This window comes from Demequina sp. NBRC 110052, from assembly GCF_002090075.1.
Lineage (GTDB): Bacteria > Actinomycetota > Actinomycetes > Actinomycetales > Demequinaceae > Demequina.
In genome coordinates this window covers 645,814-672,315 of sequence record NZ_BBRI01000003.1, presented here as the reverse complement: position 1 = coordinate 672,315, position 26,502 = coordinate 645,814, and the positions used below count along the sequence as shown (strand labels likewise).

At 70.1% G+C, this 26,502-nt stretch carries 30 protein-coding genes and 3 tRNA genes; 24 read left to right on the top strand and 9 right to left on the bottom strand.

Annotation, left to right across the window (positions count from 1 at the left end):
- Window positions 1–159: 159 nt before the first annotated feature.
- The 3 genes from B7K21_RS10665 (at window position 160) to B7K21_RS10655 (ending at window position 851) form a co-directional block, all read left to right on the top strand.
- Window positions 160–603 (top strand): hypothetical protein, encoded by a 444-nt coding sequence (locus B7K21_RS10665; protein WP_234989277.1) that lies wholly within the window; start codon window positions 160–162, stop codon window positions 601–603.
- Window positions 604–610: 7 nt separating this feature from the next.
- Window positions 611–698: transfer RNA gene (locus B7K21_RS10660), tRNA-Ser, on the top strand.
- Window positions 699–764: 66 nt separating this feature from the next.
- Window positions 765–851, top strand: a tRNA-Ser gene (locus B7K21_RS10655).
- Window positions 852–914: 63 nt separating this feature from the next.
- Here B7K21_RS10655 and B7K21_RS10650 read toward each other — a convergent pair.
- Window positions 915–1,529 carry a TetR family transcriptional regulator C-terminal domain-containing protein gene (locus B7K21_RS10650; RefSeq protein ID WP_084075396.1) on the bottom strand — a complete coding sequence of 205 codons (615 nt, stop codon included), beginning with the start codon at window positions 1,527–1,529 and terminating at the stop codon, window positions 915–917.
- Between the two features lie 131 nt (window positions 1,530–1,660).
- Here B7K21_RS10650 and B7K21_RS10645 point away from each other — a divergent pair.
- A tRNA-Arg gene (locus tag B7K21_RS10645) sits at window positions 1,661–1,733 on the top strand.
- A 77-nt stretch (window positions 1,734–1,810) separates the two neighbouring features.
- Here the strand turns inward: B7K21_RS10645 and B7K21_RS10640 are convergent.
- Genes B7K21_RS10640 through B7K21_RS10630 form a run of 3 tightly spaced genes read right to left on the bottom strand, consistent with a single transcriptional unit; the run spans window position 1,811 to window position 4,709 of the window.
- On the bottom strand, window positions 1,811–2,845 hold the full coding sequence (locus B7K21_RS10640; protein ID WP_144016185.1) for a hypothetical protein: 1,035 nt from the start codon (window positions 2,843–2,845) through the stop codon (window positions 1,811–1,813).
- Entirely contained in the window at window positions 2,842–4,032 is a 1,191-nt protein-coding gene (locus tag B7K21_RS10635) for a sensor histidine kinase (protein WP_084075394.1), read from the bottom strand. Before B7K21_RS10635 ends, B7K21_RS10640 begins: the two co-directional genes overlap by 4 nt.
- On the bottom strand, window positions 4,029–4,709 hold the full coding sequence (locus tag B7K21_RS10630; RefSeq protein ID WP_084075393.1) for a response regulator transcription factor: 681 nt from the start codon (window positions 4,707–4,709) through the stop codon (window positions 4,029–4,031). Before B7K21_RS10630 ends, B7K21_RS10635 begins: the two co-directional genes overlap by 4 nt.
- Before the next feature lie 299 nt (window positions 4,710–5,008).
- Between B7K21_RS10630 and B7K21_RS10625 the strand changes: the two genes are divergently transcribed.
- The gene (locus B7K21_RS10625) at window positions 5,009–5,563 is read left to right on the top strand and encodes a hypothetical protein (RefSeq protein WP_084075392.1); all 555 of its coding nucleotides are present in this window, start codon (window positions 5,009–5,011) and stop codon (window positions 5,561–5,563) included.
- Window positions 5,564–5,581: 18 nt separating this feature from the next.
- Here B7K21_RS10625 and B7K21_RS10620 read toward each other — a convergent pair whose 3' ends face one another.
- Window positions 5,582–6,373, bottom strand: a complete 792-nt coding sequence (locus tag B7K21_RS10620) for an exodeoxyribonuclease III (protein ID WP_084075497.1) — start codon at window positions 6,371–6,373, stop codon at window positions 5,582–5,584.
- A 58-nt stretch (window positions 6,374–6,431) separates the two neighbouring features.
- Between B7K21_RS10620 and B7K21_RS10615 the strand changes: the two genes are divergently transcribed.
- The 5 genes from B7K21_RS10615 to B7K21_RS10595 all read left to right on the top strand — a co-directional run bounded on the left by B7K21_RS10615 (window position 6,432) and on the right by B7K21_RS10595 (window position 10,114).
- Complete coding sequence (locus tag B7K21_RS10615; protein ID WP_084075391.1) at window positions 6,432–7,196, top strand: SDR family oxidoreductase; 765 nt, start codon at window positions 6,432–6,434, stop codon at window positions 7,194–7,196.
- Between the two features lie 69 nt (window positions 7,197–7,265).
- The gene (pyrE, locus tag B7K21_RS10610) at window positions 7,266–7,832 is read left to right on the top strand and encodes an orotate phosphoribosyltransferase (RefSeq protein WP_084075390.1); all 567 of its coding nucleotides are present in this window, start codon (window positions 7,266–7,268) and stop codon (window positions 7,830–7,832) included.
- 109 nt (window positions 7,833–7,941) lie between these two features.
- Window positions 7,942–8,958, top strand: a complete 1,017-nt coding sequence (locus B7K21_RS12485) for a DUF3137 domain-containing protein (RefSeq protein ID WP_144016184.1) — start codon at window positions 7,942–7,944, stop codon at window positions 8,956–8,958.
- 105 nt (window positions 8,959–9,063) lie between these two features.
- Entirely contained in the window at window positions 9,064–9,621 is a 558-nt protein-coding gene (locus tag B7K21_RS10600) for a LemA family protein (protein WP_084075389.1), read from the top strand.
- Window positions 9,622–9,718: 97 nt separating this feature from the next.
- Entirely contained in the window at window positions 9,719–10,114 is a 396-nt protein-coding gene (locus B7K21_RS10595) for an SHOCT domain-containing protein (RefSeq protein WP_084075388.1), read from the top strand.
- A gap of 69 nt (window positions 10,115–10,183) precedes the next feature.
- On the opposite strand, the gene B7K21_RS10590 is transcribed toward B7K21_RS10595, so the two are convergent.
- Window positions 10,184–10,906, bottom strand: coding sequence for a DedA family protein (locus tag B7K21_RS10590; protein ID WP_234989276.1), 723 nt, complete (start codon window positions 10,904–10,906; stop codon window positions 10,184–10,186).
- 96 nt (window positions 10,907–11,002) lie between these two features.
- On the opposite strand from B7K21_RS10590, the gene purT reads away from it, so the two are divergent.
- Window positions 11,003–12,205, top strand: coding sequence for a formate-dependent phosphoribosylglycinamide formyltransferase (gene purT, locus B7K21_RS10585; protein WP_084075386.1), 1,203 nt, complete (start codon window positions 11,003–11,005; stop codon window positions 12,203–12,205).
- A 6-nt stretch (window positions 12,206–12,211) separates the two neighbouring features.
- On the opposite strand, the gene B7K21_RS10580 is transcribed toward purT, so the two are convergent.
- On the bottom strand, window positions 12,212–13,090 hold the full coding sequence (locus tag B7K21_RS10580) for an SAM-dependent methyltransferase (protein ID WP_159448494.1): 879 nt from the start codon (window positions 13,088–13,090) through the stop codon (window positions 12,212–12,214).
- An 85-nt stretch (window positions 13,091–13,175) separates the two neighbouring features.
- Here B7K21_RS10580 and B7K21_RS10575 point away from each other — a divergent pair, with 85 nt between their 5' ends.
- From B7K21_RS10575 to B7K21_RS10540, 8 genes are all read left to right on the top strand, one after another.
- Window positions 13,176–13,841, top strand: a complete 666-nt coding sequence (locus B7K21_RS10575; RefSeq protein ID WP_144016183.1) for a TrmH family RNA methyltransferase — start codon at window positions 13,176–13,178, stop codon at window positions 13,839–13,841.
- A gap of 323 nt (window positions 13,842–14,164) precedes the next feature.
- Window positions 14,165–14,521 (top strand): YciI family protein, encoded by a 357-nt coding sequence (locus B7K21_RS10570; RefSeq protein ID WP_084075383.1) that lies wholly within the window; start codon window positions 14,165–14,167, stop codon window positions 14,519–14,521.
- Window positions 14,522–14,526: 5 nt separating this feature from the next.
- Entirely contained in the window at window positions 14,527–15,783 is a 1,257-nt protein-coding gene (locus B7K21_RS10565) for an RNA polymerase sigma factor (RefSeq protein ID WP_084075382.1), read from the top strand.
- Between the two features lie 118 nt (window positions 15,784–15,901).
- Complete coding sequence (gene fbaA / locus B7K21_RS10560; protein WP_084075381.1) at window positions 15,902–16,921, top strand: class II fructose-bisphosphate aldolase; 1,020 nt, start codon at window positions 15,902–15,904, stop codon at window positions 16,919–16,921.
- A gap of 150 nt (window positions 16,922–17,071) precedes the next feature.
- Complete coding sequence (locus B7K21_RS10555) at window positions 17,072–18,370, top strand: adenylosuccinate synthase (RefSeq protein ID WP_084075380.1); 1,299 nt, start codon at window positions 17,072–17,074, stop codon at window positions 18,368–18,370.
- 134 nt (window positions 18,371–18,504) lie between these two features.
- The gene (gene purD, locus B7K21_RS10550; protein ID WP_084075379.1) at window positions 18,505–19,782 is read left to right on the top strand and encodes a phosphoribosylamine--glycine ligase; all 1,278 of its coding nucleotides are present in this window, start codon (window positions 18,505–18,507) and stop codon (window positions 19,780–19,782) included.
- Window positions 19,782–20,678 carry a phosphoribosylaminoimidazolesuccinocarboxamide synthase gene (locus B7K21_RS10545; RefSeq protein ID WP_084075378.1) on the top strand — a complete coding sequence of 299 codons (897 nt, stop codon included), beginning with the start codon at window positions 19,782–19,784 and terminating at the stop codon, window positions 20,676–20,678. The genes purD and B7K21_RS10545 overlap by 1 nt, the downstream gene beginning before the upstream one ends.
- Before the next feature lie 35 nt (window positions 20,679–20,713).
- Window positions 20,714–21,169: a hypothetical protein gene (locus B7K21_RS10540; RefSeq protein ID WP_144016182.1), complete on the top strand. Its 456-nt coding sequence runs from the start codon at window positions 20,714–20,716 to the stop codon at window positions 21,167–21,169.
- A gap of 18 nt (window positions 21,170–21,187) precedes the next feature.
- Here B7K21_RS10540 and B7K21_RS10535 read toward each other — a convergent pair whose 3' ends face one another.
- Window positions 21,188–21,895, bottom strand: a complete 708-nt coding sequence (locus B7K21_RS10535; RefSeq protein ID WP_159448493.1) for a trimeric intracellular cation channel family protein — start codon at window positions 21,893–21,895, stop codon at window positions 21,188–21,190.
- Between the two features lie 201 nt (window positions 21,896–22,096).
- Here B7K21_RS10535 and B7K21_RS10530 point away from each other — a divergent pair, with 201 nt between their 5' ends.
- From B7K21_RS10530 to B7K21_RS10515, 4 genes are read left to right on the top strand one after another with little or no spacing between them, the layout of a single operon-like run.
- Window positions 22,097–22,534: a septum formation family protein gene (locus B7K21_RS10530; protein WP_144016199.1), complete on the top strand. Its 438-nt coding sequence runs from the start codon at window positions 22,097–22,099 to the stop codon at window positions 22,532–22,534.
- A 47-nt stretch (window positions 22,535–22,581) separates the two neighbouring features.
- The gene (gene purS, locus B7K21_RS10525) at window positions 22,582–22,833 is read left to right on the top strand and encodes a phosphoribosylformylglycinamidine synthase subunit PurS (RefSeq protein ID WP_084075374.1); all 252 of its coding nucleotides are present in this window, start codon (window positions 22,582–22,584) and stop codon (window positions 22,831–22,833) included.
- Between the two features lies 1 nt (window position 22,834).
- Entirely contained in the window at window positions 22,835–23,539 is a 705-nt protein-coding gene (gene purQ / locus B7K21_RS10520; protein ID WP_084075373.1) for a phosphoribosylformylglycinamidine synthase subunit PurQ, read from the top strand.
- An 8-nt stretch (window positions 23,540–23,547) separates the two neighbouring features.
- Window positions 23,548–24,225, top strand: a complete 678-nt coding sequence (locus tag B7K21_RS10515; protein WP_084075372.1) for a hypothetical protein — start codon at window positions 23,548–23,550, stop codon at window positions 24,223–24,225.
- Window positions 24,226–24,386: 161 nt separating this feature from the next.
- Here the strand turns inward: B7K21_RS10515 and B7K21_RS10510 are convergent, their stop codons facing one another.
- The gene (locus B7K21_RS10510; protein ID WP_084075371.1) at window positions 24,387–25,415 is read right to left on the bottom strand and encodes an LLM class flavin-dependent oxidoreductase; all 1,029 of its coding nucleotides are present in this window, start codon (window positions 25,413–25,415) and stop codon (window positions 24,387–24,389) included.
- 108 nt (window positions 25,416–25,523) lie between these two features.
- On the opposite strand from B7K21_RS10510, the gene B7K21_RS10505 reads away from it, so the two are divergent.
- Window positions 25,524–26,501: a GNAT family N-acetyltransferase gene (locus B7K21_RS10505; RefSeq protein ID WP_084075370.1), complete on the top strand. Its 978-nt coding sequence runs from the start codon at window positions 25,524–25,526 to the stop codon at window positions 26,499–26,501.
- Window position 26,502 lies beyond the last annotated feature (1 nt).

The window sequence follows — 26,502 nt, the reverse complement described above, 5'->3', positions numbered from 1 at the left end:
CGCACTGCGCGCACACGCACGCGCCGCGCCTCGGCAGGGAGGTGGCGGCGCGTGCGTGCGTCACGGGCCCGACGCTGGGGCGAGTGCGCGCTCACGGGCGCCTGGCGCGTCGGGCGCGGGCAACGGAGACCGGGGCCGCGCGGCGATACCCTGGGGGACGTGATCTACGTCGACGGCACCGCCCTGTGCAGGTTCCTTCCCGGCGTGCGCTACTTCGAGGAGTGGAACGCGTGGGTGGTGCCACGCGTGCGCGAGGTGGTCACCACTCAGCTGGGCCTCACGGAGCTCAGGCAGGCCGCTGAGCTCTACCCCCGGGAGACGAAGGCGAAGGCGTTCGACGTGGTCGAGGTCGTGCGCTCACGCATGCCCCTCATCCGGTTCTCCGACGAGAACGTCACGGTGTCCACCCACGCTGCGGCGGTCCTCAAGCCGTTCGCGGCGCTGCACCTCGGCGCTGCAGTGGCCCACCCCGCGATCGACACGATCGCAACCTACGACGTGGAGCTCGCGCGCGTCGCGGCCCTGTACGAGCTTCGCATCGTGACGCCCGGCCTGCCGGAGGGCTGGCACAATGGCACGGGCGCGGCGCCGCACGGCGGCTGACGCACCGGGAGAGTTGACCGAGCGGCCGAAGGTGACGGTCTTGAAAACCGTTGAGGCGTAACCCGTCTCCGTGGGTTCGAATCCCACACTCTCCGCCCCGGCGGGGCCGCGTTGCTCGGCGTGCCCCGCGACCGGTACCCTGGACCCCGGTCCAGCGCCGAGGAGACGTGACTGAGCGGCCGAAAGTGCATCCCTGCTAAGGATGTGATGGGGTTACCCATCCGTGGGTTCGAATCCCACCGTCTCCGCTCCCGGCCCCTGTCGAAGCGACGGGGGCCGTCGTGCGTCCGGGAGCGTTGACCTGGGGCGTATCAGAGTGGATCGAGCAGCCACACGTCGAGGAAGCCGCGGACGAGCGCGGACATGTCCACCGCCGCGCGGTCCAGCAGCCACTGCACCTGCAGGCCGTCGAGAAGTGCGATCGTCTGCGTCGCGATCGAGAGCGGATCGGCGCCGTCGATGAGCTCGCCCTCCTCCTCGAGCTCGCGCAGGGCGTCGACGAGGATCCCTCGCAGCCATGCGTAGCGTTCAGCGAAGTACTCGTGGCCGGGGTGATCGGGCGATGTCGCTGCCGCGGACAGCGTGGTGAACAGCGCGACGGTGCCCGGCGCCTCGACGTTGCCGCGCGCGATCGCCAGGAACGACCGCAGCAGGCCTCGCCCATCGCGCTCGTTCGTATCCATGCCCTCGATGCCGCGATCGTCCCGCCAGCGCAGCGCGTCCACCAGCAGCTCCCGCAGGTCCGGGTAGCGCTCGCGGAGCTGTCCCACGGTGATCCCGGCCTCGCGTGCGACCGCGCCGCGCGGGTCGTCCTCGAGCGAGCCGGTCGCGGACACGGCGAGCACCGCGTCGAGGATGCGGGCATCCTCCGCATCCACGTCCATGCGGGCGCCGCCGGGGCCCGTCAACGTCGTGGTGTCTGCCACCTCTGCGCCTCCCTTCGCAACATTGCGATGACTTGACTCTACGTCGCCGGACCCGCAAGCGACGACGAGCCGACCATGTGCACGGGCTCGCGTGAATGCCTGTATACTCGTGTCTCGGCCCGCTGGGCCATGCGCCCTTAGCTCAACGGATAGAGCATCTGACTACGGATCAGAAGGTTGGGGGTTCGAATCCCTCAGGGCGCGCATCGAGACGAAGGCCGGACCGCAAGGTCCGGCCTTCGTCATCTCCGATGCCGTGCGCTCCAGACCGGCGCATCGGGTCAGTCGAGTCGTCCGCCGTCCGCGCCGAGCGTGATCCTGGTCGCGTCGTCGCCCTGCTGCGCGACGATGGTCAGCAGCGTCTCCCTGCCGGGTGGCAGCAGCCGGACCGTCACCACGCCCCCGGTGGCGTCGTCGAGGACCTTCGCCACCGCGTCGGACAGGCGCTGCATGGCGAGCCCGTCAGCGACGGGCTCCCCACGGTCGTCGAGCAGGACCACCTGGACTCCTCGGCGCCGCGCGGCCGCCGCGGATGTGACGACGGCGGGGGTCGTGAGGCCACGGGCGCGCACGGAATCGCGCAGATCCGCCTCGGCAGCCTGGAAGTCCACCCTCTCGGCCTCGGTGAACGGTGCGCCCTGCGCGATGCGCCGCAGCGGGGCGCCGGCGGTCTGGACGACCTCGGCGACGCGGCGTCGGCGGATCTCGCGCCGCGCCTGCGCCTCCGCCTGCGCCTGCGCCGCCTCGTCGGCACGCGCACTGAACGCGTCGATGTCCCGGGACGCGCGCCTGAGGCCCGCCCCGAGCAGCGTCGCCACGACGAGCGTCCCGGCGTGGGTGTTGAGCATCATGAGCGTCGAGAGGGGACCGCGCCCCGAGGTGACGCCCCACGCCGCAGTGAGCGCGGCCATGAGTGCGAAGCCGACCCACGCGAGACCTGTGCGGCGCCGCAGCGCGAGGAAGAACAGCAGCCACGCGTTGGCGCTCTGATGCCACGTCGCACGGCCGAACTCACCGGTGTCGGGAAGGTTCCAGGTCACGAGTGCCGTCGACACCCCCACCACGGCGATCACGATCCACGTGCGTGCGAGCGGATACGGGTCCGGCCCGGGCACCATGAGCATGACAGCAGCGCCGAGCACGAGGACGAGCGCGACCATCGAGACCGCGGGGAAGGTGACGGCGTCCGCGTAGATGATCGCGAACGCGATGTTGGTGACGGCGAACAGGCCGACGATCACGTGGGCGGGCTCAGAGCCGAGGTGCAGAAGCGTCGCGGTGTCCGCGGGCAGGCGCCCTCCGCGCTGGCCGGTCATGCGCGCGTCCACACGAGTGAGACAACAGTGCCCTGGCCCGGCGTAGAGTCGACGGTGGCGTCGCCTCCTGCGTGCCGCATGCGCTCGACGATGCTCACCCGGATTCCGAGGCGACGCTCGGACACCGTGGCGGGATCGAAGCCCGCGCCGTCATCCGAGGCGCGCGCGGTGATGAGGTCGGGTGTGACTGTGAGGCGGACTGTGCGCTCCACGCGGCCGCCTCCGGCGTGGCGCATTGAGTTGCGCAGCGTCTCGGAGAGCGCCTCGACCACCGCGAACGCCACCTCGTGGGGGATGGTCCCGTCACCGTCGGAGGTGCCTCGTACGTCCGCCTCGGGAGCGGTCTCGAACGCCGCGGCCCGCAGCATGGAGAGCACCTCACCTGGGGTGAGAGGACGGTCGGGACTGTCGCCCGCGGCGAGGCGTTCGATCTCGTCCAGCGCGACGGTGGCCTGCTCGGCCACGGCCGTGGGCGGATGCGAGCTCGCGGCGGCGTAGAGGACCGACATGACGTCGTCATGCACGATGGCGTTGATGCGCGACTCCTCGCGCTCGCGCGCGGCCGTGCTCGCCTCGGCCGCAGCCTGCTCACGCGCGGTGCGCGCGGAGGCGTCGACGCGCTTGGCGGCGTAGATCAGCGCCAGCGACGTGCCCATCACAATGAGCGAGTACAGCGTGCCTCCGAGCGCGTCCACGAAGGGCCTCTCGTCGACGACGGGTCGCGAGAGCACCTGAGTGAAGGCGACCACTGGCGCCTGCATCACGCCGTACAGCCACACCCAGTTGCTGTTCCACACCACGGCCGCGATGACCGCGTGGAGCGCGTTGATCCCCTGGAGCCACGGTGGGGAGTCGAGAGTTCCCAGGCCGTCCACGATGGCCCACGGGAACGCGAGGTGCATGATCGCAAAGGCGATCACCACCGAACCTGCGTAGATGCGCATGAGCCTCAGCGGGGCCCACGGTGCCAGAGGGGCCAGGAGCGTCGGCGCGCCGAGCCCGATGACGATCGTCGCGAGGGCGTAGGTGGGCTGGAGGTGATCCACCTGGGACAGCGCGGTGGGGAGCATGAGCCCTGCGAACACCAGCCCGCTCAGCCCGCACGAGAGGTACAGGATGCGAAGCATCCGGTCGAGCGCCGGAGTCTCGGACGTGACGGCGACGCGGGTCGCGCCGCGCGTCGTCATCCGTCGATCCCGAGGTACCCGTCCTCGACGGCGCGCTTGTAGAGGTCGATGCGCGACTGCGCCGGCCGCCCGGCGTCGGCGTACTTGCGGCGGATCCGGCTCACGTAGTCCGCGACGGTCTCGCGCGACAGACCGGTCCGACGCGCGACCGTCGCCGCGGTCTCGCGCGACAGACCGGTCCGACGCGCGACCGTCGCCGCGGTCTCGCCCGAGGCGTACAGCGACAGGATCTCCTGCTCGCGCCGCGACAGTTTGGCATCCTGGAGCCCCGCATCGGCGTCGATCGCGGCCGCCCAGTCGGTGCCGAAGACCTCACGGCCCTCCGCGGCGGTGCGGATCGCATCGATGAGCACCTCGGGCTCGCTCGACTTGCGGATGAGTCCGAGCGCTCCCGAGCGGGCCGCAGACTGGATCAGCCGACGGTCCTCCGCGCCCGTGTAGATCAGCACGTGCGCGCCCATCCGGTGGATGGCGGCGACGTTGTCCGCGGGCAGCGAGCCGTCGGTCAGCCGCAGGTCGAGCACGACCAGGTCCAGCGTCGCGCCGAGGGATGCGAGGTCGGCGACCGTCTCCACGGTCCCCGCGAGCGTGAGCCCGTCGGCGGCCTCGACGAGGTCGCGGAAGCCCACCGCGATGAGCGCGTGGTCCTCGACCAGCGCGATCGTCCGCTCAGCCATGCGAGTACCCCCTCGTGATCCGGCCGTGTCCCTCACTTTAGTGCCCGAGTGCGGGCGGTCACGCGTGACGCCCCTCCCGGGGCGGTGCGATGGGGCAGTGAAACGCGGCTTCACGGCCCACATACGCCGCCAGGGCGTGGTGGGCGAGGGCGGGCGCGCGACGACACGGAGCCTCATACCCCGCGCGGTACCCACGCCCGGGTGCCCCCAGAAGATGGGGCTTTACGACCCCTAGTGCCGGTGCCAGAGTCGTCGTGGGCTCGCCGAGAGGCGCGCCCGGTCCTGGAGAGGAGGAAGTGATGCACTGGTCGGCGGAGGAAATCGTTCTGGTCGTCACGGGGGTCCTCTTCGCTGGGATCGTCGCGTCCTCGTACCTGCCTCAGGTAGAACTGACCCTGACCTCACGCCTTGCGTTTGCCATCGGCGCAGTGGTGTTCATCGGGGCCGCCGTGACCCTGGCAGGTGTCGAGTCCGCGAGCTATCCGCCACTTCTGTGGATTCTTCCCTTGGTGCCGCTCATGGTGATCGGGGTGCTGATTCGGGATGCCGTGGTCGGGGGGACCGCCGCGGCACCGCAGTCCTCGACCGCCATGGGCGCCCAAGGGGAGCACGAGATGCGTGTGACCGAGCTGCTGGGCCCCGCTCCGGGCGATTCCGGCGTCGGCATCGGTCGCGCGCTCGCGGCGGACCCGCACGCCTCGCCAGAGCAGCTCGCCGAGTTGGCCTACGCCCAGCCGGTGCTTCGCCCTCTCGTCGCCTCGAACCCAGCGACGCCTGCGAATCTGCTCGAATGGCTCGCCTCCCTCGGCGACCCTGACGTGCAGCGCGCTATCGGCACGCGCACCGCGCACTGATCCTCCGCCGGCGCCGGGTCAGGCGTCGGCGAAGTCCACCACGACGGGGACGTGATCGGACGCGCCCTTGCCCTTGCGCTCGTCGCGCACGATCTCGCATCCAGTGGCACGAGCCGCGAGCGGGGCGGAGGCATAGACGAAGTCGATCCTCATCCCCTCTCCCTTGGGGAAGCGCAGCTGCTTGTAGTCCCAGAAGGTGTAGGTGCGCTCGGCCGGGAGGAATCGGCGCGACAACTCTTCGAACCCGTGGTTCGCGAGCGACGCAAACGCGTCGCGAGCCTCCCGCGTCACGTGGGTCTCAGCGTCCGAGTCCTCCTCGGACCAGATGTCCGTGGGCAGCGGCGCGACATTGAAGTCGCCTACGAGCGCAGTAGGAGCGCCTGCCCACTGCTGTGACGCGTCCCGCAGTCGTGCGAGGAAGTCCAGCTTGTATGCGTAGTGCGGATCCGCGAGGCCCCGCCCGTTGGGCACGTAGAGACTCCACACGCGCACGCCCCCTGCGGTGGCGCCGAGCGCGCGCGCTTCAACGACAGGCTCCTGCCCGGGCTTGCCGAATGCCGGCTGCGCCGGGAATGCCTCCTCCACGTCGTCGAGCCCCACGCGCGAGGCGATCGCCACCCCGTTCCACTGGTTGAGACCGTGGATCGCGACCTCGTAGCCGCGCTCCTCGAACCCCGCGAGAGGGAACTGTGCGGGCTTGCACTTGATCTCCTGCATCGCGAGCACGTCCACGTCGGCCCGGTCGAGCCAGTCGAGGATGCGCGGCTCGCGCGCGCGGACGGAGTTCACGTTCCAGGTGGCCAGTCGCATGGCGACCACGGTACCTGCACGACCGCCGCGCGGGGCCTGGCTCGCCTAGGCTGTGCGCATGGCGACCGCACTGGTGACGGGGGCTTCCGCGGGCCTGGGCGAGGAGTTCGCCTGGCAGCTCGCGACGGCCGGACACGACGTGGTGCTCGTCGCGCGTTCGCGCGACCGGCTCTCGGAGATGGCGGAGGTGATCGCGTCCGCCACGGGTGTGGACGTGAAGGTCCTCGTCGCGGATCTCGCCGACCCCGAGCAGCTGGAGACGGTGGCGGCGAGGCTCGACGACCGCGAGCGCCCGGTGAGCCTGCTCGTGAACAATGCGGGGTTCGGGCTGGGCGAGGGCTTCCTCGCGTCGTCGTGGGAGGCCGAGAAGCGCATGCTCGACGTGCTGGTGGCAGCGCCGATGCGGCTGAGCCACGCGGCGCTGCCAGGCATGGTCGAGCGGGGCCATGGCGCCGTGCTGAACGTCGCTTCGATCGCCGCGCACCTCGGCAACTCGACGTATGCGGCGCACAAGCGCTGGGTCGTCGAGTTCACCGAGGCGCTCGCGGGCCAGCTCTCGGGTACCGGGGTGACGGCGACGGTGGTGCTGCCGGGTCTGGTGCGGACTGAGTTCCACGACGGGCCGACGCTCGCGCACATGCGCGAGGATTTCCCCGAGTCCGTGTGGCTGACCCCGGAGCAGGTGGTCAGCAGCGCGCTCGGGGCGGTGCGACGCGGGCAGGTGACGGTGACGCCGTCGGCGCTGTACGGGATCGCCGGCGGCGCTCTGAGGTTCGTTCCCAAACGGCTGACGCGGGGACGCCGCAGTCAGCGTCGGGACTGAGCGTCCTCACGCCCGACGCGGCGGTCACCGGCCGCGGGCTCCCCCCCTGCGTCTCGGTAGGCTGGGCGCATGACCTCCGGAACCCCGCGCGAGCAGTTGCGTGACCTCATCCTCGACCTGGCCGTGGTGCGCGGTCGCGTGACCCTCGCCTCGGGCAAGGAGGCGGACTACTACGTGGACCTGCGTCGCGTCACCCTGCACCATCGGGCGGCGCCCCTGGTGGGTCACGTGCTCCTGGACGCGCTCGAGGAGGCGGGCTTCGGCCCGGCCGATGTGGATGCGGTGGGCGGTCTGACTCTCGGAGCGGACCCCGTGGCGACGGCGCTGATGCATGCTGCCGCGTCGCGCGGCCTGGATCTCGACTCGTTCGTGGTGCGCAAGGAGTCCAAGGCACATGGCCTGCAGCGCCGCATCGAGGGTCCTGACGTCGCCGGTCGAGCGGTGGTCGCGGTGGAGGACACCTCGACGACAGGTGGCTCGGTTCTGACAGCGGTCGAGGCGCTGCGCGAGGCGGGTGCCAACGTCGTGGCGGTCGCGGTGATCGTCGATCGCGACACGGGTGCGCGCGAGCGCATCGAGGCCGAGGGGCTTCCCTACCTGTACCTGTACGGCCTGGACGACCTCGGCCTGTCCTGACGCATCGGCCGGGGGACGGATCCGATCGTCCCCGGGGCCGATTCGTGCAGAGCGTGTCGTCATCCCCGCCGCCGATGACGGCGTCGCTGGCGCTGGCTAGGGTGGCGGCATGACCAGGAACCTCACGTCGCGCCTCATGTCGATCGGGGCCGTCGCCGCGGTCGTCCTGGTGCTCGGCGTGGGCACGGGCTCGGACCTGCTGTTGGGGCTGGGCCTCGCGGCGGGCATCGTGGTCGGCGCGTGGGCGCTGTGGGACAGCGCGCAGCGGAGCAGGCATCGCAAGGAGCTCGCGACCTTCGCGGCGACGCACGGTTGGCAGTTCGAGCCCGCGACCACGGCCTACACCGGTCGATTCTCGGGCCTCCCCTTCGAGTCCGGCGTGCGCCGACGTCAGGAGGACGTGCTGCGCGGCACCTTCGCCGGCGCGCAGTGCGCGACGTACACGCAGGTCTACGAGACTCAGCGGCGTCAGACGAGCACGCGGAACTACTCCGATGCTCTGCTGCTGGACGAGGCGCTGTTCGGCGCGCTGCTGGCGCACGAGTCAGGCTCTCGGAGTCAGACCCAGACGTTCCACGTCACGCTCGTGGAGCTGCCCGTGACGCTGCCTCGGCTGGACCTGGTGCCCGAGGGCGTCGGCACGCACGCGGCGAAGGCATTCGGCGGCTCGGACGTCGACGTCGAGTCGCACGCCTTCAACCGTCGATGGCGCGTGATCGCCTCGGACCAGCGGTACGCGCACGCCATCCTTGACCCGCGCATGATCGACCGGCTCCTGCAGTCGGACCTCGAGGGCGTCTCGCTCAGGATCGACGGTGGCGCCGTGCTGCTGTGGTCGCCCGGCCGACGCGGCACTGAGGATCTCGCTCGGCGCCTCTCGGTCCTGACGTCCGTCGCACGCCGCATTCCCGCTCACGTGGTGCGGGAGTACGCGGAGGCGGGCCTCGCGCGCGGCGAGGGTCGGCCGATCTCACCCTCGGCACCGTCGTGGGCCACGACGCCTGGCGCGCTCACGTCGGGCCGCTGGACCGGCATCGAGCCCGGCCCGGCCGCCACCGGAGAGGGTTACTCAGGGCTTCCGAGCGGCGACGAGGACTTCGACATCTTCCGCTTCAGGGTCCTGTGACAGGAGAACCTGGGGACAATGCGGCCTCCCCTCGAGGCCGCCGCTAGCATCGAGAGAGCATGCCTCGGTCGGGGGGACCGCGGCGACTGAACCCGAGGAGGGGTCATGGAGTGGATCATCGGAGGCATCTTCGCCTTCATCGTCATCGTCGGCCTGTGGGCGATCGTCGCGTACAACGGCCTCGTCAAGCTGCGCAACCTGGTGCAGGAGGCGTGGCGCCAGATCGATGTCGAGCTGCAGCGCAGGCACGACCTCATCCCGAACCTGGTCGAGACCGTCAAGGGCTACGCGAAGCACGAGCGGGCGACGCTCGAGGAGGTCACTCAGGCGCGCACCATCGCGGCGGCGCCGGGGTCCTCTCCGGCCGAGCAGGCGCAGCAGGAGAATGTGCTGACCCAGGCGCTCGGACGTCTGTTCGCCGTCGCCGAGGCCTACCCGGACCTCAAGGCGAACCAGAACTTCCTGCAGTTGCAGCAGGAGCTCACCAACACGGAGGACAGGGTGGCGGCTGGACGCCGCTTCTACAACGCGAACGTGCGGACCCTCAACACGCGTATCGAGACGTTCCCGACCAACCTCATCGCGGGGATGTTCGGCTTCCACCGCGAGGAGTACTTCGAGACGGTCGAGTCGGCGCGCACGGCACCGAACGTGCAGTTCTAACGTCGCCTCAGACGATGCGAGATGCCCGGTAGGGCGCTAGTTTGTTCGTGACGGGAGTCACCGTGGCTTCCGCGATGAGCCGTAAGGGGCTTCCGCCATGTGGGACTTCTTCTCGAACTTCCTGTCGATCCTGTGGTTCACCCTGTGGATCGTTGTCTGGGTGTCGTTCATCATCCTGGTATTCCGCATCATCGGAGACGTGTTCCGCGACAAGTCGATCGGCGGATTCGCCAAGTTCCTGTGGATCGCCGCGATCGTGCTGCTGCCGGTGCTCGGCGCGCTCGTCTACGTGATCACTCGCGGCCGGTCGATGGCCCAGCGCGACCTTGAGGCCGCCGAGGGCATGCGCGCCGCACAGGTCGAATACACCAAGGGCCTCATGAACGAGGCAGGGGGCCCCGCGTCGGAGATCAAGGCCGCCAAGGATCTGCTCGACGCCGGTACCATCACCGCCGAGGAGTACGAGGCCATCAAGGCCAAGGCGCTCGCGTAGCGCTCACGAGGCGAGAGAGCCCGGTCCCGCGCGTGCGGGGCCGGGCTCTTCGCATGGGCGGCTCGCGCGCTACGCCTGAGCGTCGTCCTCTTGAGCGTCGTCTGCGAGGACAGGCCGATCGGGACGCGACTCGAGCCGGTGCTTGATCCACTCGACGACGATGGGGATCAGCGACACGGCGACGATGAGGATGAGCGCGACTTCGATATTGTCCTTCACGATGTCGAACCCGCCGAGCCAGAAGCCCAGCAGGGTCACTCCCACGCCCCACAGGAGTGCGCCGATGACGTTGTAGCGGATGAAGTGCGAGTAGTGCATCTTGCCGATGCCTGCGGCGACCGGGATGTAGGTGCGCACGAACGGCACGAAGCGCGCGAGCACGATCGCGCGACCGCCGTACTTCTCGAAGAACGCGTGCGTCTTGTCGATGTGCTCGCGCTTGAAGAAGCGGGAGTCAGGTCGGTTGAAGATCCTCGGCCCCGCCCCCCGACCGATGGCGTAGCCGATCTGGTCGCCGATGAACGCCGCGGCGAACAGCGACAGGCACGCGACCCACAGCGGCACGTCGAGTGCTCCCGTGCCGACGAAGAGTCCCACCGTGAACAGCAGTGAGTCGCCCGGGAGGAACGGGAACAGCAACCCGGTCTCGATGAGGACCACCGCGCAGATCGCGACGAGGGCCGCAGTGCCGTAGTCGTCGATGAAGCCCGTGATGAGGACCTCGGGGTCCAGCCAGTCGGGACCGAGGGTGGGCAACGGGGCGGCGGCGAGCAGCGCGGAGAGGTTCGGCACGGGCACCAGCGTACGTGGGCCACGGCAGAGCGTGACGCCGACGCGGTAGCCCCTCCGTCCCGGGCGCGCGATCCGGCACCCTGCGAAGATGGGCCCATGAGCGATGCCTCGGTGCGACTCGGCACCCCGTCCACCTCGACCGCCACCCGCGCCCTGCTCCTGGGTGCGGGCGAGCTCGGCAAGGAGGTCGCGATCGAGCTCACGAGGCTCGGCGTCGAGGTGATCGCCGTCGATCGCTATGCGGGGGCCCCTGCCATGCAGGTCGCGCACCGGTGGCACGAGGTCGACATGCTCAACCCGGCCGCTCTGCGCGCGGTCATCGACGCCGAGCGTCCGCACGTGATCATCCCCGAGATCGAGGCGATCGCCACCTCGGTGCTCGCCGAGGTCGAGGCGGCAGGCGAGGCACGCGTCGTGCCGACCGCGCGGGCGACGATGCTCACGATGGATCGCGAAGGCATCCGCCGGCTCGCCGCGGAGGACCTGGGGCTTCCGACGTCGCCGTACCTGTTCGTCGAGAGCCGAGACGCACTCGGGGTCGCGGTGGAACGGCTCGGCTACCCGTGCGTCGTCAAGCCGGTCATGTCCTCGTCGGGCAAGGGACAGTCCGTGATCCGCACCGCCGAGGATGTCGACGCGGCGTGGATCGCAGCGGTCGAAGGTGGCCGCGCGGGCGGGACGCGGGTGATCGTCGAGGGGTTCGTGGACTTCGACTACGAGATCACGCAGCTGACCGTGCGGCATCGGGATGGCGTGAGCCTGCTCGCACCGATCGGCCACACCCAGGTCGACGGCGACTATCGCGAGTCCTGGCAGCCGCAGGCGATGTCCGATGCGGCGCGGTTCAGGGCTCAGGAGATCGCCGAGCGCGTCACCGAGGCGCTCGGCGGGTGGGGCGTGTTCGGCGTCGAGCTGTTCGTGAGAGGCGACGAGGTGCTTTTCTCGGAGGTCTCGCCCCGTCCGCACGACACGGGCCTCGTGACGCTCGCGTCCCAGGACCTCAGCGAGTTCGCGCTCCATGCGCGCGCGGTGCTCGGTCTGCCGATCTCTTCCGTGTCCTTCCTGGGCCCGTCCGCCTCGTGCGCGGTGCTGGCCGAGGGCACAGGCGTGCCCGTCTTCGCCGGAGTGGGCGAGGCGCTCGCGGCGCCCCACACGGACGTGCGGCTGTTCGGCAAGCCGCGGGTGGACGGACGACGCCGTGTCGCCGTCACGGTGGCCCGCGCCGGCTCGACGGACGAGGCCCGCGCACGAGCTCGCGCGGCCGCGGCTGCGCTGCGCATCGAGCTAGTCGAAGAGTAGGGAGGGTCACGCCGACGCGACGACGGTGTGCTCCTCCGGCGACACCTTGACCTTGCGGCGTGCGAGCTGGGGGTAGCGCCGCCTGTACTCGTCGGCGCTGATGTCGGTGATGAGAGTGAGACCGTGCTCTGCGAGCAGACGCGCAGCCTCGGCGGGGTAGAGGCCCAAGCGCCACGGAGGGCCGCCGTGCACGAGTCCCTTGGCCTGCGCGAGCCCGTCGTGCGACCTCACGGTGGACTTGAGCACGTAGGTGAGGACGAGGTCGGTGCCGAGGCCCAGCGATGACACGCTCGTGAGCAGGCGCTCGAGCGCGATGTCGCTGAGGTACTGCGTGACGTCCTCGCAGATCACCATCGTTGGCTCGGCAGGGTCGACCCCCGCGTCCGTCAGGGCGTGCGCCGCTTCGAGGCTCTCGAGATCGATCGACGCGTAGGTGACGTGCTCCGGCAGCGAGCCGAGAGTGCTGGCGACCGCGTCGCGCTTGTACTCGATCATGTGCGGAAGGTCGAGCTCGAACACGTGCGCATGCTCGATGCCAGGGATCCGGTGGGCGCGGGTGTCGAACCCTGCCCCGATGATCGCCACCTGGGTCGTGCCGCGCTCGAGAGCGTCCCGCAGCACGTCATCGATGAAGCAGGTGCGGCTCACCAGCAGCCCGTAGTAGCCGGGTGCGGTGCCTTCGATCCGCCCGATGACGGAGGCACCTCCCCAGGGATCCATCATCCGGTAGCGCGCATAGTCGCCGAGAAGACCCTCCAGGAGCGGGTCGTCGAACAGCCTCCGCGAGTCCGGCTCAAGCTGCTCGATGAGCCTGCACATCGCGGACATGGCCGCGGTCGGCTCAGGCAGTGGTCCGTCGTCCTTGCGACGGAGGAACAGGCCCATCGGAGCGCCCCCTTCCGGTGCGGCTCCTTCGCCGCACCCGAATGGTTCCAGTGTGCTCCTTCGCCGGGCCATGGGGGGTGGGACGATGGACCCCGTGAGCCACGAGGAGTCCGCTGAGCGCGTCCCCAGCCATGGCGTCGGGCCTTGGCCGGGGGGTGAGCAGGCGTGGCCGCCAGATGAGCGCTACGACCCCGAGCTGCTTCGCGACGGTGACCGGCGCAATGTCGTGGACCGCTACCGCTACTGGAGGCACGAGGCGATCGTCGCGGACCTCGACGACCGGAGGCACCCCTTCCACGTAGCCATCGAGAACTGGCAGCACGACCTGAACATCGGTTCGGTGGTGCGCACCGCCAATGCGTTCCTCGCACGCGAGGTGCACATCGTGGGGCGCCGGCGCTGGAACCGGCGAGGCGCCATGGTCACCGATCGCTATCAGCACGTGCGCCACCACCCCGACGCCTCGGCGCTCGCGACGTGGGCGACCGGCGCGGGGCTCCCTGTGATCGGCATCGACAACCTTCCCGGCTCGGTGCCGCTCGAGACCTATGAACTGCCGCGGCAGTGCGTGCTCGTGTTCGGCCAGGAGTCCGTGGGGCTGACCGACGAGGTGCGCGAGGTGGCGGACGCGACGCTGGCCATCGCGCAGTACGGTTCCACGCGTTCCATCAACGCCGGGGCAGCCGCCGCGATCGCGATGCACGCGTGGGTCCGTCAGCATGGAGATATTGAGGCGGGGCATGATCTCTGAGATCCGCGACGAGGACCTCGAGCCTTGCATGAAGCGACACGCAGATGCCTCGCTGCGGGCGCTCGCGCACGTTCGACCCCGGCGCCCAGGTCGGTGAGTGGACCACCCTTGGCAAGACCGGGGCGCCCTACACGGTGACCGACATGGGTGGAAGTCGATCCTGATGCATCGCACGGGTCCAGTGCCGTCGTTGTAGGTTCGCGTCGCCGCGGAGGTTCACGACGCCGCACAGGTCATCGCGACCATGTCGATCCATTGCGTTGCGTGCGTCGTACGGGTGAGACTCGGGAGGTACCCGGGCTCGACTCAGCAAAGGATCCGCCATGAAGTACATGCTTCTCATCGTCTCCGACCCCACGATTGAATCCCCCGAGCCCGGAGACGCGGGCTTCGAGGAGTACATGTCCGCGTGGAGTCAGTACACCCAAGATCTGGTCGATGCTGGCGCCTACGTGTCCGGCGAGGCGCTTCAGGATGCTGGCACTGCGACAACCGTGCGGCATGCCGCCGGCAGCACGACTGTCGTCGACGGCCCGTTTGCCGAGCTCAAGGAGCATCTGGGCGGCTACTACCTCATCGATGTGGACACGCTCGATGCCGCCCTCGACTGGGCGCGCCGCCTGCCGGTGGGAGAAGGCGCGATCGAGGTGCGCCCGGTGTTCCCCACCGACGGCTACTGAGGACGATGGCGAGCGCAGGGCCAGCGCTCACCCGTGTCGCGCGTGAGGAGGGTGGGCGGCTGCTCGCCCTCCTCACCGACCGGCTAGGCGACCTCGAGCTCGCACACGACTGCCTTCAGGAGGCATATGCGACTGCGGCCGCACGGTGGCCCGCGGATGGCATCCCGCGAGACGCTGCGGCGTGGATCTACGTCGTGGCGCGCAATCGAGGCGTCGACAGACTGCGTCGTGACGCCGCCTCCCGCCGGAGGATGCAGGCGCAGTCGCGGGTGCTCGAGACAGGCGTGGCGCACGACGCGCCATCCGAGGGTGGAGTCTCCCCAGAGTTGATCGATGACTCTGACGACGCTGGTGACGAGCGGCTCCGGCTCATGCTGCTCTGCTGTCACCCCGCGCTGTCCCGCGACGCGCAGGTGGCGTTGACGCTGCGCCTCGCGGGAGGGCTCACGACGGAGGAGATCGCGGCGTCTCTGCTGATCCCGGAACCGACCGTCCAGCAGCGCGTGGTCCGTGCGAAACGCAAGATCAGAGCGGCCGGCATCCCCCTCGCGATCCCTGCGGACCTCGACGCACGTGCTGAGATCCTCGCGACTGTGCTGGGGTTCATCTTCAACGAGGGCTACCTCGCGCACGCGACCGATGCGGGCGCGCTCACGCGGGCGGAGCTAGCCGACCAGGCCATCAGCCTCACGGCGGCAGCCGCAGATGCGCTGCCCGACCACCCTGAGCTCGCGGGCCTCCTCGCGCTGGAGCTCTTCCACCGTTCCCGGGACGCCGCTCGGGTCGACAGCCACGGACGCCTCGTGCGCCTCGGCGATCAGGACCGCGCGAGGTGGGATCGTGTCATGATCGCCCGAGGTTTCGCTATCCTGGGTCGCGCCCTCGCGGCTCGGCAGCTTGGTCCATGGCAGGTGCAGGCACTGATCGCCGCCGAGCACACGCGTGACGAGACCGACTGGGCGCGGATCGTGCGCTACTACGACATGCTCCTGTCCATGACACCCGGCCCGATCGTCGCGTTGTCGCGCGCGATCGCGGTCGCCGAGGTGGAGGGCGCGGAGCCCGCGCTCGCCGAGGTGGAGCGGATCCCTGGCCTCGAGCACTATCACTTGTGGCATGCCGCGCTCGGCGACCTGCGTGAGAGGTGCGGCGACCGTGGCGCCGCCCGTGACGCGTGGGCGCGAGCCGCAGAGTTGGCGCGCAATCCCGCCGAGGCCGCCTTCGCTCGCGAGCGCGGCGAGCGCCTCCGACGGTCGATGTGACGGCCGCGTGAGAGGGCACTGGTCTGCCCCGGTGCGCAGGACCAAAGCCCGCCCACGGCCAAACCTGATCTCTGACAGAATGGATGGCGGTTCCATCCGCACAAGTTCAGGAGTCACCATGGCTATCGCCACCACTGAGTCTTACGCCGCGATGCTCGATGCCGCCAAGGCCGGCGGCTACGCGTTCCCCGCGATCAACATCACGTCCTCGTCCTCCGTCACCGCCGCCATCCAGGGCTTCGCCGAGGCCGAGTCCGACGGCATCATCCAGGTCTCGGTCGGTGGCGGTCAGTACGCCTCCGGCTCGACCATCAAGGACGCCGTGGTCGGCTCGCTCGCGCTCGCGGCCTACGCCCGCGTGGTCGCCGAGAAGTACGGCGTGACCATCGCGCTGCACACGGACCACTGCCACAAGGTGTACCTCGAGGAGTGGCTCAAGCCGCTGCTGAAGCTCGAGGCCGAGTCCATCGCCGCCGGCAACGGCCCCATCTTCAACTCGCACATGTGGGACGGCTCGTCCGTGCCGATGGACGAGAACCTCGCGATCGCCGAGGAGCTGCTCGAGCTCTCGCAGGCCGCTGACACGATCCTCGAGATCGAGATCGGCGTCGTCGGCGGCGAGGAGGACGGCCACTCGGCCGAGGTCAACGACAAGCTCTACTCGACCCCCGAGGACGGCATCAAGACCATCGAGAAGCTGGGCCTGGGCGAGAAGGGCCGCTACATGACGGCCATGACGTTCGGCAACGTGCACGGCGCCTACAAGCCCGGTGCCGTGAAGCTGCGTCCGGAGATCCTCGGCGACATCCAGTCCGCCGCTGCCGAGAAGTTCGGCAAGGAGAAGCCGTTCGACCTCGTCTTCCACGGCGGTTCCGGCTCGACGGCCGAGGAGATCGCGACCGCGGTCTCGCACGGCGTCATCAAGATGAACATCGACACGGACACGCAGTACGCGTACACGCGTCCTGTGGTGGACCACATGATGAAGAACTACGACGGCGTCCTCAAGGTCGACGGCGAGTGGGGCAACAAGAAGGCCTACGACCCTCGCGCCTGGGGCAAGCTCGCCGAGGCCGGCATGGCCGCTCGCGTCGTCGAGGCGTGCCAGCAGCTCGGCTCGGCCGGCAAGAAGATCTGAGCCGTGTGACTTCGTGGGAAGCCCCCGTGGTCGCATGACCGCGGGGGCTTCCGCACGTCCGGGCCGGAAGACAGATAGCATTCCAGGGGCGCAATCGCCCCATGAGCAGACCAAGCCCCCGGCGAAGCACCGGGGTGAGGGGAGGGCACCGTGCCTGGTGTCGTGATCGTCGGAGCCCAGTGGGGCGACGAGGGCAAGGGCAAGGCGACCGACGTGCTCGGTTCGCGTGTCGACTACGTCGTGAAGTTCAACGGCGGCAACAACGCCGGTCACACCGTGGTGGTGGGCGACCAGAAGTTCGCGCTGCACCTGCTGCCGTCCGGCATCCTCACGCCCGGCGTCACGCCCGTCATCGGCAACGGCGTCGTCGTCGACCTGCGGGTGCTCTTCGGCGAGCTGCGCCAGCTCCAGGAGCGCGGCGTCGACACCTCCAAGCTGCTCATCTCCAACGCGGCGCACCTCATCACGCCCTACGCGCGCACTCTCGACAACGTCACCGAGCGCTTCCTCGGCAAGAAGAAGATCGGCACCACCGGGCGGGGCATCGGCCCCGCGTACGCGGACAAGGTCAACCGCCTGGGCATCCGCGTGGGCGACCTGTTCGACGAGGAGCTGCTGCGCGACAAGATCGAGGGCGCGCTCGCCCCCAAGAACCACATGCTCGTCAAGGTCTACAACCGCCGCGCGATCACGGTCGACGAGGTCGCGGACGAGCTGCTCGGCTACCGCGACGAGCTCGCGCCGATGGTCGCTGACACGTCGCTCGTGCTGAACGAGGCGCTCGCGCGCGGCGAGAACGTGCTGTTCGAGGGCGGCCAGGCGACCATGCTGGACGTCGACCACGGCACCTACCCGTTCGTGACGTCGTCCAACGCCACCGCCGGTGGCGCGTGCACGGGCTCCGGCGTCGGCCCCACCGCGATCGACTCGGTCATCGGCATCGTGAAGGCCTACACCACGCGCGTGGGTGAAGGTCCGTTCCCCACCGAGCTGCTCGACAAGTGGGGCGACCGTCTGCGCGACGTGGGCCACGAGTTCGGCACCACCACCGGTCGCCCCCGCCGCTGCGGCTGGTACGACGCCGTGATCTGCCGGTACGCCTCGCGCGTCAACGGCCTCACGGACCTGGTGCTCACCAAGCTCGACGTGCTCACCGGCCTCGACGAGGTGCCCGTGTGCGTCGCGTACGAGGTCGACGGCAAGCGCTACGACGAGCTGCCGCAGGACCAGGCCGACTTCGCGAAGGCGACGCCGATCTTCGAGACCTTCCCCGGCTGGACCGAGGACATCTCGAAGGCGCGCACGTTCGAGGAGCTGCCGGTCAACGCGCGCGACTATGTGCTCGCGCTCGAGAAGATCTCAGGTTGCCGCATCTCTGCGATCGGCGTGGGCCCGGCACGCGACGAGATCATCGTCCGCCACGACCTTCTGCACGCACGCGGGGTCTGAACCGTTCGGCTGGCGTCCCACCTGCATCCTGTGAGGCACTGAGTGCTCAGGTGCAAGGCCAGAGAGCACTGAGTGCCTCACAGCGCGCCGCTGGCGAGGGCGAGCGTCCGCGCGCCGTCGGTAGACTCGCGAGCGTGATCGTCCTTCTTGTCGGCAGCGGCGCCCGTGAGCATGCGCTCGCCCGCGCGCTCCACCTCGACCCGTCCGTCACGCAGCTGCACGCCGCGCCGGGCAACCCCGGCATAGGCGACCTCGCGACGCTGCACGCGATCGACCAGAACGACGGCGCGTCCGTCGCCTCTCTGGCGGCGCTGGTGCGTGCTGACCTTGTGGTCGTGGGGCCCGAGGCGCCGCTGGTCGCGGGTGTCGCGGACGCGGTGCGAGCTGCAGGCATCCCCGTCTTCGGGCCCAGCGCCGAGGCCGCGATGCTCGAAGGCTCCAAGGCGTTCGCCAAGGAGATCATGGCCGCTGCCGACGTCCCCACCGCAGCTCCCCGCGTGTGCGACACGGCAGACGAGGTCGCCGCGGCGCTCGACGAGTTCGGCGCCCCGCACGTGGTCAAGGACGACGGGCTCGCGGCCGGCAAGGGCGTCGTCGTGACGTCCGACCGCGCCGAGGCGCTCGCGCACGGCGCCGCTGTGATCGACGCGGGTGGCCGCGTGGTCGTGGAGGACTTCCTCGATGGCCCCGAGGTCTCGCTCTTCTGCCTGTGCGACGGCAGCACCGTCGTGCCGCTCCAGCCTGCGCAGGACTTCAAGCGTGCGCTCGACGCCGACGCCGGGCCCAACACCGGCGGCATGGGCGCCTACAGTCCGCTCCCGTGGGCGCCCGAGGGTCTCGTGGACGAGGTCGTGCGTACCGTCGCACAGCCGACCGTCGACGAGATGGCGCGCCGAGGCACGCCCTTCGTGGGCGTCCTCTACTGCGGCCTGGCGCTCACGTCCAAGGGCACGCGCGTGGTCGAGTTCAACGCTCGCTTCGGCGACCCGGAGACCCAGGTGGTGCTCGCGCGCCTCGCGACCCCGCTCGCGGGAGTGCTGCTGGCCGCCGCCGAGGGACGCCTTGCCGACATCCCGCCGCTCGAGTGGAAGGACGACGCCGCGGTCACCGTAGTCGTCGCCTCGCACGGCTACCCCGCATCCGCCCGCACCGGAGACCCGATCACCGGACTGAGGGACGCGAACCACGAGACGGACGTGCATGTGCTGCATGCGGGCACGGCCTTCGACGACCAGGGCGCGCTGGTCTCGGCCGGCGGCCGCGTGCTGTCCGTCGTCGGGGAGGGCCCCACCCTTGCCGACGCCCGCGCAAGGGCGTACGCCGGCGTCGGGCATGTGGTGCTCGAGGGCTCGCACCACCGCACCGACATCGCCGCGCGCGCCGCCGCAGGCGAGAACCTGCTGGAGGGCTGATGCCCGGACACGTCGTCCCACCCACCGCCCCCGAGCTGCCGGGTTGGCGCCACGTCTACTCGGGCAAGATCCGCGATCTCTACGAGCCCGTCGAACCGCACCCCCGCGGTGACGTGGTGCTCGTCGTCGCGTCCGACCGCATCAGCGCGTACGACTGGGTGCTGCCCACGGAGATCCCAGGCAAGGGCGGCATCCTCACGGGATTGAGCCTGTGGTGGTTCGACCAGGTGGCGGACATCGTCGCTAACCACACGGTCGAGGCGCCGGTGCCCGACGCGGTCGCTGGGCGGGCGATGGTGTGCCGTCGGCTCGACATGTTCCCCGTGGAGTGCGTGGCGCGCGGGTACCTCACCGGATCCGGACTCGCCGAGTACAACGCGAGTGGCACGGTGTGCGGGATCCCGCTGCCCGACGGCCTCGTCGACGGCTCACGTCTGCCGGAACCGATCTTCACGCCCGCCACGAAGGCCGAGGTCGGTGAGCACGACGAGAATGTGGACTTCGACGCCGTCGTCGCCCTGATCGGCCGCGAGGACGCCGAAGCGCTGCGCGACCTCACGCTCGCCGTCTATGCGCGTGCCCACGAGATCGCGGCCTCCAAGGGCATCATCCTCGCGGACACCAAGTTCGAGTTCGGGCGCACCGCGGAAGGCGAGATCCTGCTCGCCGACGAGGTCCTCACGCCGGACTCGTCACGCTTCTGGCCCGTCGACGAGTGGGAGCCGGGACGCGCCCAGCCGAGCTTCGACAAGCAGTACGTCCGCGACTGGCTGACGTCCCCCGCGTCGGGCTGGGACAAGGCCGGCGACGCGCCGCCGCCGGCCCTCCCCGCGGACGTCGTCGAGCGCACGCGCGAACGCTACGTCGAGGCGTACGATCGGCTCGCCAAGCACTGACCCCACGAAAGGGCCGCGCCGTGCGTCTTACCTGCATGAAGACTCTGAAACGGGCCCCCGCCGCCATAGTGACCGCCGCGTCGGCGCTGGCACTCGCCGCGTGCGGTGCGGGCGGACTCCCCACCCAGGACGGCCGCGGCGACCACGGCACACCCGGTGAGGCCCTGCAGGTGGAGACCGGCGTGAACTACTACCCGGCGTGCGGCAACGAGGTGCTTCAGTGGGAGGGACCTGCCTGGTACCCCTTCACGCCGAGCAATCCCGAGGACTTCCCTGAGGAGCCCATCCCGGACTGGGCCCAAGGCGCGGGCATGCCCGACGCGGGCGTCACCACGGTCGCCCTCGTCCCCGCGGTCGTTGCGCCAGGACCCGGGGACGACGTCGGGACCCTCGTGATCTACGAGGGGGCGCTCGCGTATTGGGAGTCGGATTCGGGCGAGCTGGCGACGTGGCTCACGCGCGACGAGATCGAGTACGCCTGGGTGTGCTGAGCGGGTGCTCGCCTGCGGCTAGGCGTGGCTCTCCGTCTGGAGCTCGCGCTTCTGCACCACCGCGACCGTCGGCACGCCCCACCCGAGCGTGAGCGACAGGATCCGCAGCGCGAGGATCACGACCAGCGGGATCCAGAACACCAGCTCCGGTGCGAGGCCCCACGCCCACAGCGCCCAGTACGCGACCGCTCCGCCCAGCGCCGCGGTGGCGTACAGGTGTCCGTTCCAGAACACCTCCGGCACCTGCGCGGAGAAGAGGTCGCGCAGGATTCCGCCGCCGACGCCGTTCGCCACGCCCACGATGATCGCCGCGACCGGGCTGGCGCCCGCTCCCAGGGCGATTCCGGTACCGATCACCACGAAGATCGCGAGTCCGAACGCATCGGACAGCTCGACGATGCGGTGACGTGCGAAGGCGCCGAGGTCCCTGCGCCGCGCGAACGGCGCGATCGCGAGGGCGACTCCCACGGCGACCACGATGAGAGTGGGGTTCTCGATCCAGAACACGGGCTGCTGCAGCAGCAGGTCACGCATCGTCCCGCCGCCCACGGCGACGAGGCCTGCAAGCACGACGGCGCCGATAAGGTCCATGCGTCGACGGCTCGCCGCCACCGCGCCCGAGATCGCGAACGCCACCGTGCCGAGGTACTCGAGCGCCACGCGCAGGGTGCTGAGCGCGTGCCCCAGCAGATCGTCGGTCGCGACGGCGGTGAGCAGGCTGTGCATCGCATCCCTCCACCGCCCTCGCACCGTGCGGGAGCGGCGTCGAAAGCGTACTCGCCGGAGCGCGGCCCTCGTCGGGGTGCTGGTGGACTGTTGTGTCCACAGCATGCGCGCGTCGCGCCCACGACGGCGACGCCGCTGGTAGATTCGATCCCGACCGCACGGGGGGTGCGGTTCCCATCACCAGGAGAGAATCCCATGCGCATGCGTGCTGCCATCGTCCCGAGCCTCGCGCTCCTCGCCCTTCCCGTCCTCACCGGCTGCAGCCTGTTCGGGCCCACGTCGGTGCAGGAGTTCACCGTCGGAGAGTGCGTCAACCTCACGGCAGACGTGACCGAGGAGTCGACGGAGGTGGGCGAGCTGCCCGTCGTCGACTGCGCCGAGGCCCACGACGCCGAGGTCTTCCACGTCACGGACACGTCGCTGACCGAGTTCGACGAGGACGCGATCACCACCGAGGCCGACCTGGCCTGCTACGACGCCTTCGAGGGCTACGTGGGCATCGCGTACGAGGAGTCCTCGATCTACTACACGCTGCTGTACCCGACCCAGGAGTCGTGGGACATCGACGACCGCGCGATCGTGTGCCTGCTGCTCGGCGCCGAGCAGCTGACTGGCTCGCTGGAGGGCGCCGGGATCTGATCCGAGTCTCCCGGCGCCGCGCTCGCGCGGCCCGGTAGACTGCCGCCATGCCTACCATCGTCGTGGACGTCATGCCCAAGCCCGAGATCCTGGACCCCCAGGGCAAGGCCGTGGGCGCCGCTCTGCCCCGCATCGGCATCGAGGGCTTCTCACAGGTCCGTCAGGGCAAGCGCTTCGAGCTCACCGTGGACGGCGAGGTCACAGAGGAGGTGCTCGCAGCGGCCCGCACCGCAGCCGAGACGCTCCTGAGCAACCCGGTCATCGAGGACGTCGTCGCCGTGACGGTCGAGGGCGCCTGACATGACTGCCCGCATCGGCGTCGTCACGTTCCCCGGCACGCTCGACGATCGCGACGCCGCTCGCGCGGTGCGCCTCGCGGGTGCCGAGGCGGTGCCGCTGTGGCACGCCGCCGAGAGCCTCGACGACGTCGACGCCGTCGTGCTCCCCGGTGGCTTCTCGTACGGCGACTACCTGCGAGCTGGCGCGATCGCGCGCTTCGCGCCGATCATGGACCTCATCGTCGACGCCGCGCACGGGGGCATGCCGGTGCTCGGCATCTGCAACGGCTTCCAGCTGCTGACCGAGGTGCACCTGCTGCCCGGATCCATGATCAAGAACGACCACCTGCACTTCGTGTGCCGCGACCAGACGCTCCGCATCGAGAACGCGGAGACGGCCTGGACCACCGAGTACCGGCAGGGCGAGGACATCACGATCCCGCTCAAGAACCAGGACGGCCAGTACGTCGCCGACGACTACACGCTCGACCAGCTCGAGGCCGAGGGCCGCGTCGCGTTCCGCTACGTGGGCTGGAACCCCAACGGCTCGCGCCGCGACATCGCAGGCATCACCAACGAGCGGGGCAATGTCGTGGGGCTCATGCCGCACCCGGAGCACGCCGTCGAGCCCGGCTTCGGACCCGACTCTCGTGAGGCCGGCCGTCACGGGACGGACGGACTCGCCTTCTTCACCTCGGCGATCAAGGGACTGCTCGCCACAGCGTAGGGACATCCATGGGGGATCGCACCGCAGTGCTGAATGCACTCGCCGACCGGGTCCAGGCCCGGTCACGCGAGTTGGTGCATCCGTGCCGTGTGGGCATCGACGGCGCCGACGGCGCCGGCAAGACCACGCTGCGCTGCGACCTCGCGACCGAGTTGCGCGCCCGCGGCATCCAGGTGATCGAGGCCAGCCTCGACGACTTCCACCACGTGAAGGCGCGGCGCTACCGTCGAGGCCGCGACAGCTGGCAGGGCTACTGGCACGACGCGTTCGACCTGCGCCGCGTGCGCCGCGAGCTGCTCGAGCCGCTCGGGCTCGCCGGCGACCTGCGCTACCGCACCCGCGGGCACGACCTCGCGACCGATGAGGTGCTCGACGGGCCGTGGGAGAGCGCGGATCTGGACTCGGTGCTGCTGTTCGACGGCGTGCTGCTGCAGCGCCCCGAGCTCGCGCAGGCACTGGACTACGTGATCTTCGTCGACGCCCCGGAGGACGAGCGCTACCGGCGCATGGCCGTCAGGGATGGCATCGACCCGGATCCGGAGGCGCTCAAAAACCTGCGCTACACGCTGGTGCAGCGTCACTACCGGTGGTCGCGCGAGCCGTTGCGCTGGGCTGACGCGGTGGTGGACAACACCGATCCGGAACTCCCGGAGTTGGTGCCGCCAGCGGTCGCGCCGACGCGCTGACCCCGTCTCTCGATAGTCCGCACGGAAATCTCGGCGACGCGCCGCTCACGCGACTGTCCCGCCCGGCGCGAGTCGGGGTGTCGCACTGAGATCCGTGCGGAGTGTCGCGGGCAGTGGCGGGGGCGCCAGGAGATTCCGGCTCCTGGCGCCCCGCGGCACCCTCACGAGCGCAGGCGCTCCCTGAGCTCCGCGAACGCGTCGAAGGTGATGCGGTTGAAGTCGGCGCCGAGCTGGTTGGGGATCGTCACGAGCAGCGTGTCTGCGCTCATCACTGCCTCGTCCTCGCGGAGCTCCTTCTCGAGCTTGTCGAGGTCGCCCACGTAGGTCTTGCCGAACGTGGAGACCGCGTTGTCGATCTCACCGATCTGGTCGCGGTTCGCGCCCATGCGGTCGCGTTCGAGGTGAGGTCCGAAGTAGGTCGTCGTGAGGTCGTCGACGATCGGCATGATCGAGCGGGAGACCGACACACGGGGCTCGCCCGCGTGCCCCGCCTCGCGCCACGCGGTGCGGAAGATGTCGATCTGACGCGACTGCACCACGCCCAGCGGCTCGCCGGTGGCCTCAAGGACGAGCGTCGAGGACATGAGGTGCATGCCGAGCTCGCCGACGCGTCGGGCGGAGTCGTTGCCGCCGGCGCCGTACCAGATGCGGTCGCTGAGCCCCGGCGAGTGGGGCTGGATGGGGAGCTTCTCGCCCTCCCTCACGTGGGCGTGCGCGCCGGGCTCGGCGATGCCAGCGCCCGAGATCGCCTCGCGGAACTGTGCGATGCGCTGCGCGGAGTCCTCTGCGGGGGTGGTCCCCACCGGGAGCGGGTACCCGAAGGTGCCGGGGCCGTCGGCGGCGGACTCGGGTGAGCCGCGCGAGACTCCGAGCTGAAGCCGTCCGCCGGAGATGAGGTCGGCCGTGGCTGCCGCCTCGGCCATGTAGAGCGGGTTCTCGTAGCGCATGTTGATGACGCCGGTGCCGAGCTCCACGCGGGACGTGCGCGCGCCCATCGCCGCGAGCAGCGGGAACGGGGACGAGGTGTTCTGCTCGAAGTGGTGGACGCGCATCCAGGCGCCGTCCATCCCCGCGTCCTCGGCTGCCTCGGCCAGGCGGATCGTGTCCTCGAGCACGTCGCCCGCGGTGCGCACGCGCGAGCCCGGCGCACCGGACCACCATCCGAACGACAGGAAACCGATGTTGCGCATGGAGCCATCCTCTCTCGCACACAGTAGATGCGTGCGCATGAAAAGTCTGCACAGGTGAACCCCGCGCGCTCCCCGGGCATTCCAGAGCCCCGGCGCTAGATTTGCCTCATGATCACGATCCGCGAGGTCGCGGCAGACGACGCCGACGCTCACGCCCTGTGGCTCGAGCAGCAGGCCGACCTCGCGCTCCGCTACGACGAGCCCGACCTGGTGCTCGAGACCGAGTTCCCCACGCTCGTCGCCTCGCTCGTCGGCGAGGTCGACGGCCACCCCGTCGCGAGTCTCGTGCTCCGATGGTCGCCGTATCACGAGCCGGGCGTCATCGAGCTCAAGCGCCTGTTCGTGCGCCCGGGCCACCGCGGACATGGGCACTCGCGGGTCATCATGGGCGTCGCTGAGTCTCTCGCGCGGCGCAGCGGCGCGACGCGCCTGGTACTCGAGACGGGCGACCAGCAGCCCGAGGCGCTGCGCCTGTACGACCGCATCGGCTACCACCGCATCCCGAACTTCGGCGAGTACAAGCACGAGGAGGGGTCGATCTGCTTCGGCCTCGACCTGCCCACGCGCGTGCTCGTCGTGAACGGCACGATGGGCGCAGGAAAGACCGCAGTGGCCGCCGGGGTGCTCGACGCGCTCGAGGATCGCGGCGCGCGCGCGTCCTTCATCGACGCCGACGCGCTGTGTCAGGCGGTCCCGGCCGCGCCCGACGACCCGTATCACCAGGACCTGCTGTTCGCCTCGCTTGAGCGACTCGCACCCTTGCATCGCGCGCGCGGCTTCGGCTGCGTCGTCATCGCGCGCGTGGTGGAGGACGCCGACGACCGTGCTCGCTACGTGCGCGCCTTCGGCTGCGCGGCGGGAGCAGCCGAGGTGGTGCTCGCCCGCGTCACCGCGCCCGAGGACGAGCGACTCGCGCGGCTCGACGCGCGCGAGCCGGAGGGACGCTGGCGCGACTTCGCGCATGCGCGCACCGTCGAGCTCGATGACGTACTGGAGTCGCTCGCGCTGGACGACGTGGTCGTCGAGAACGCGGGTCGCAGCGCCCGCGAGACTGCCGAGGAGATGTTGGCCGAGATCGGCTGGTAGG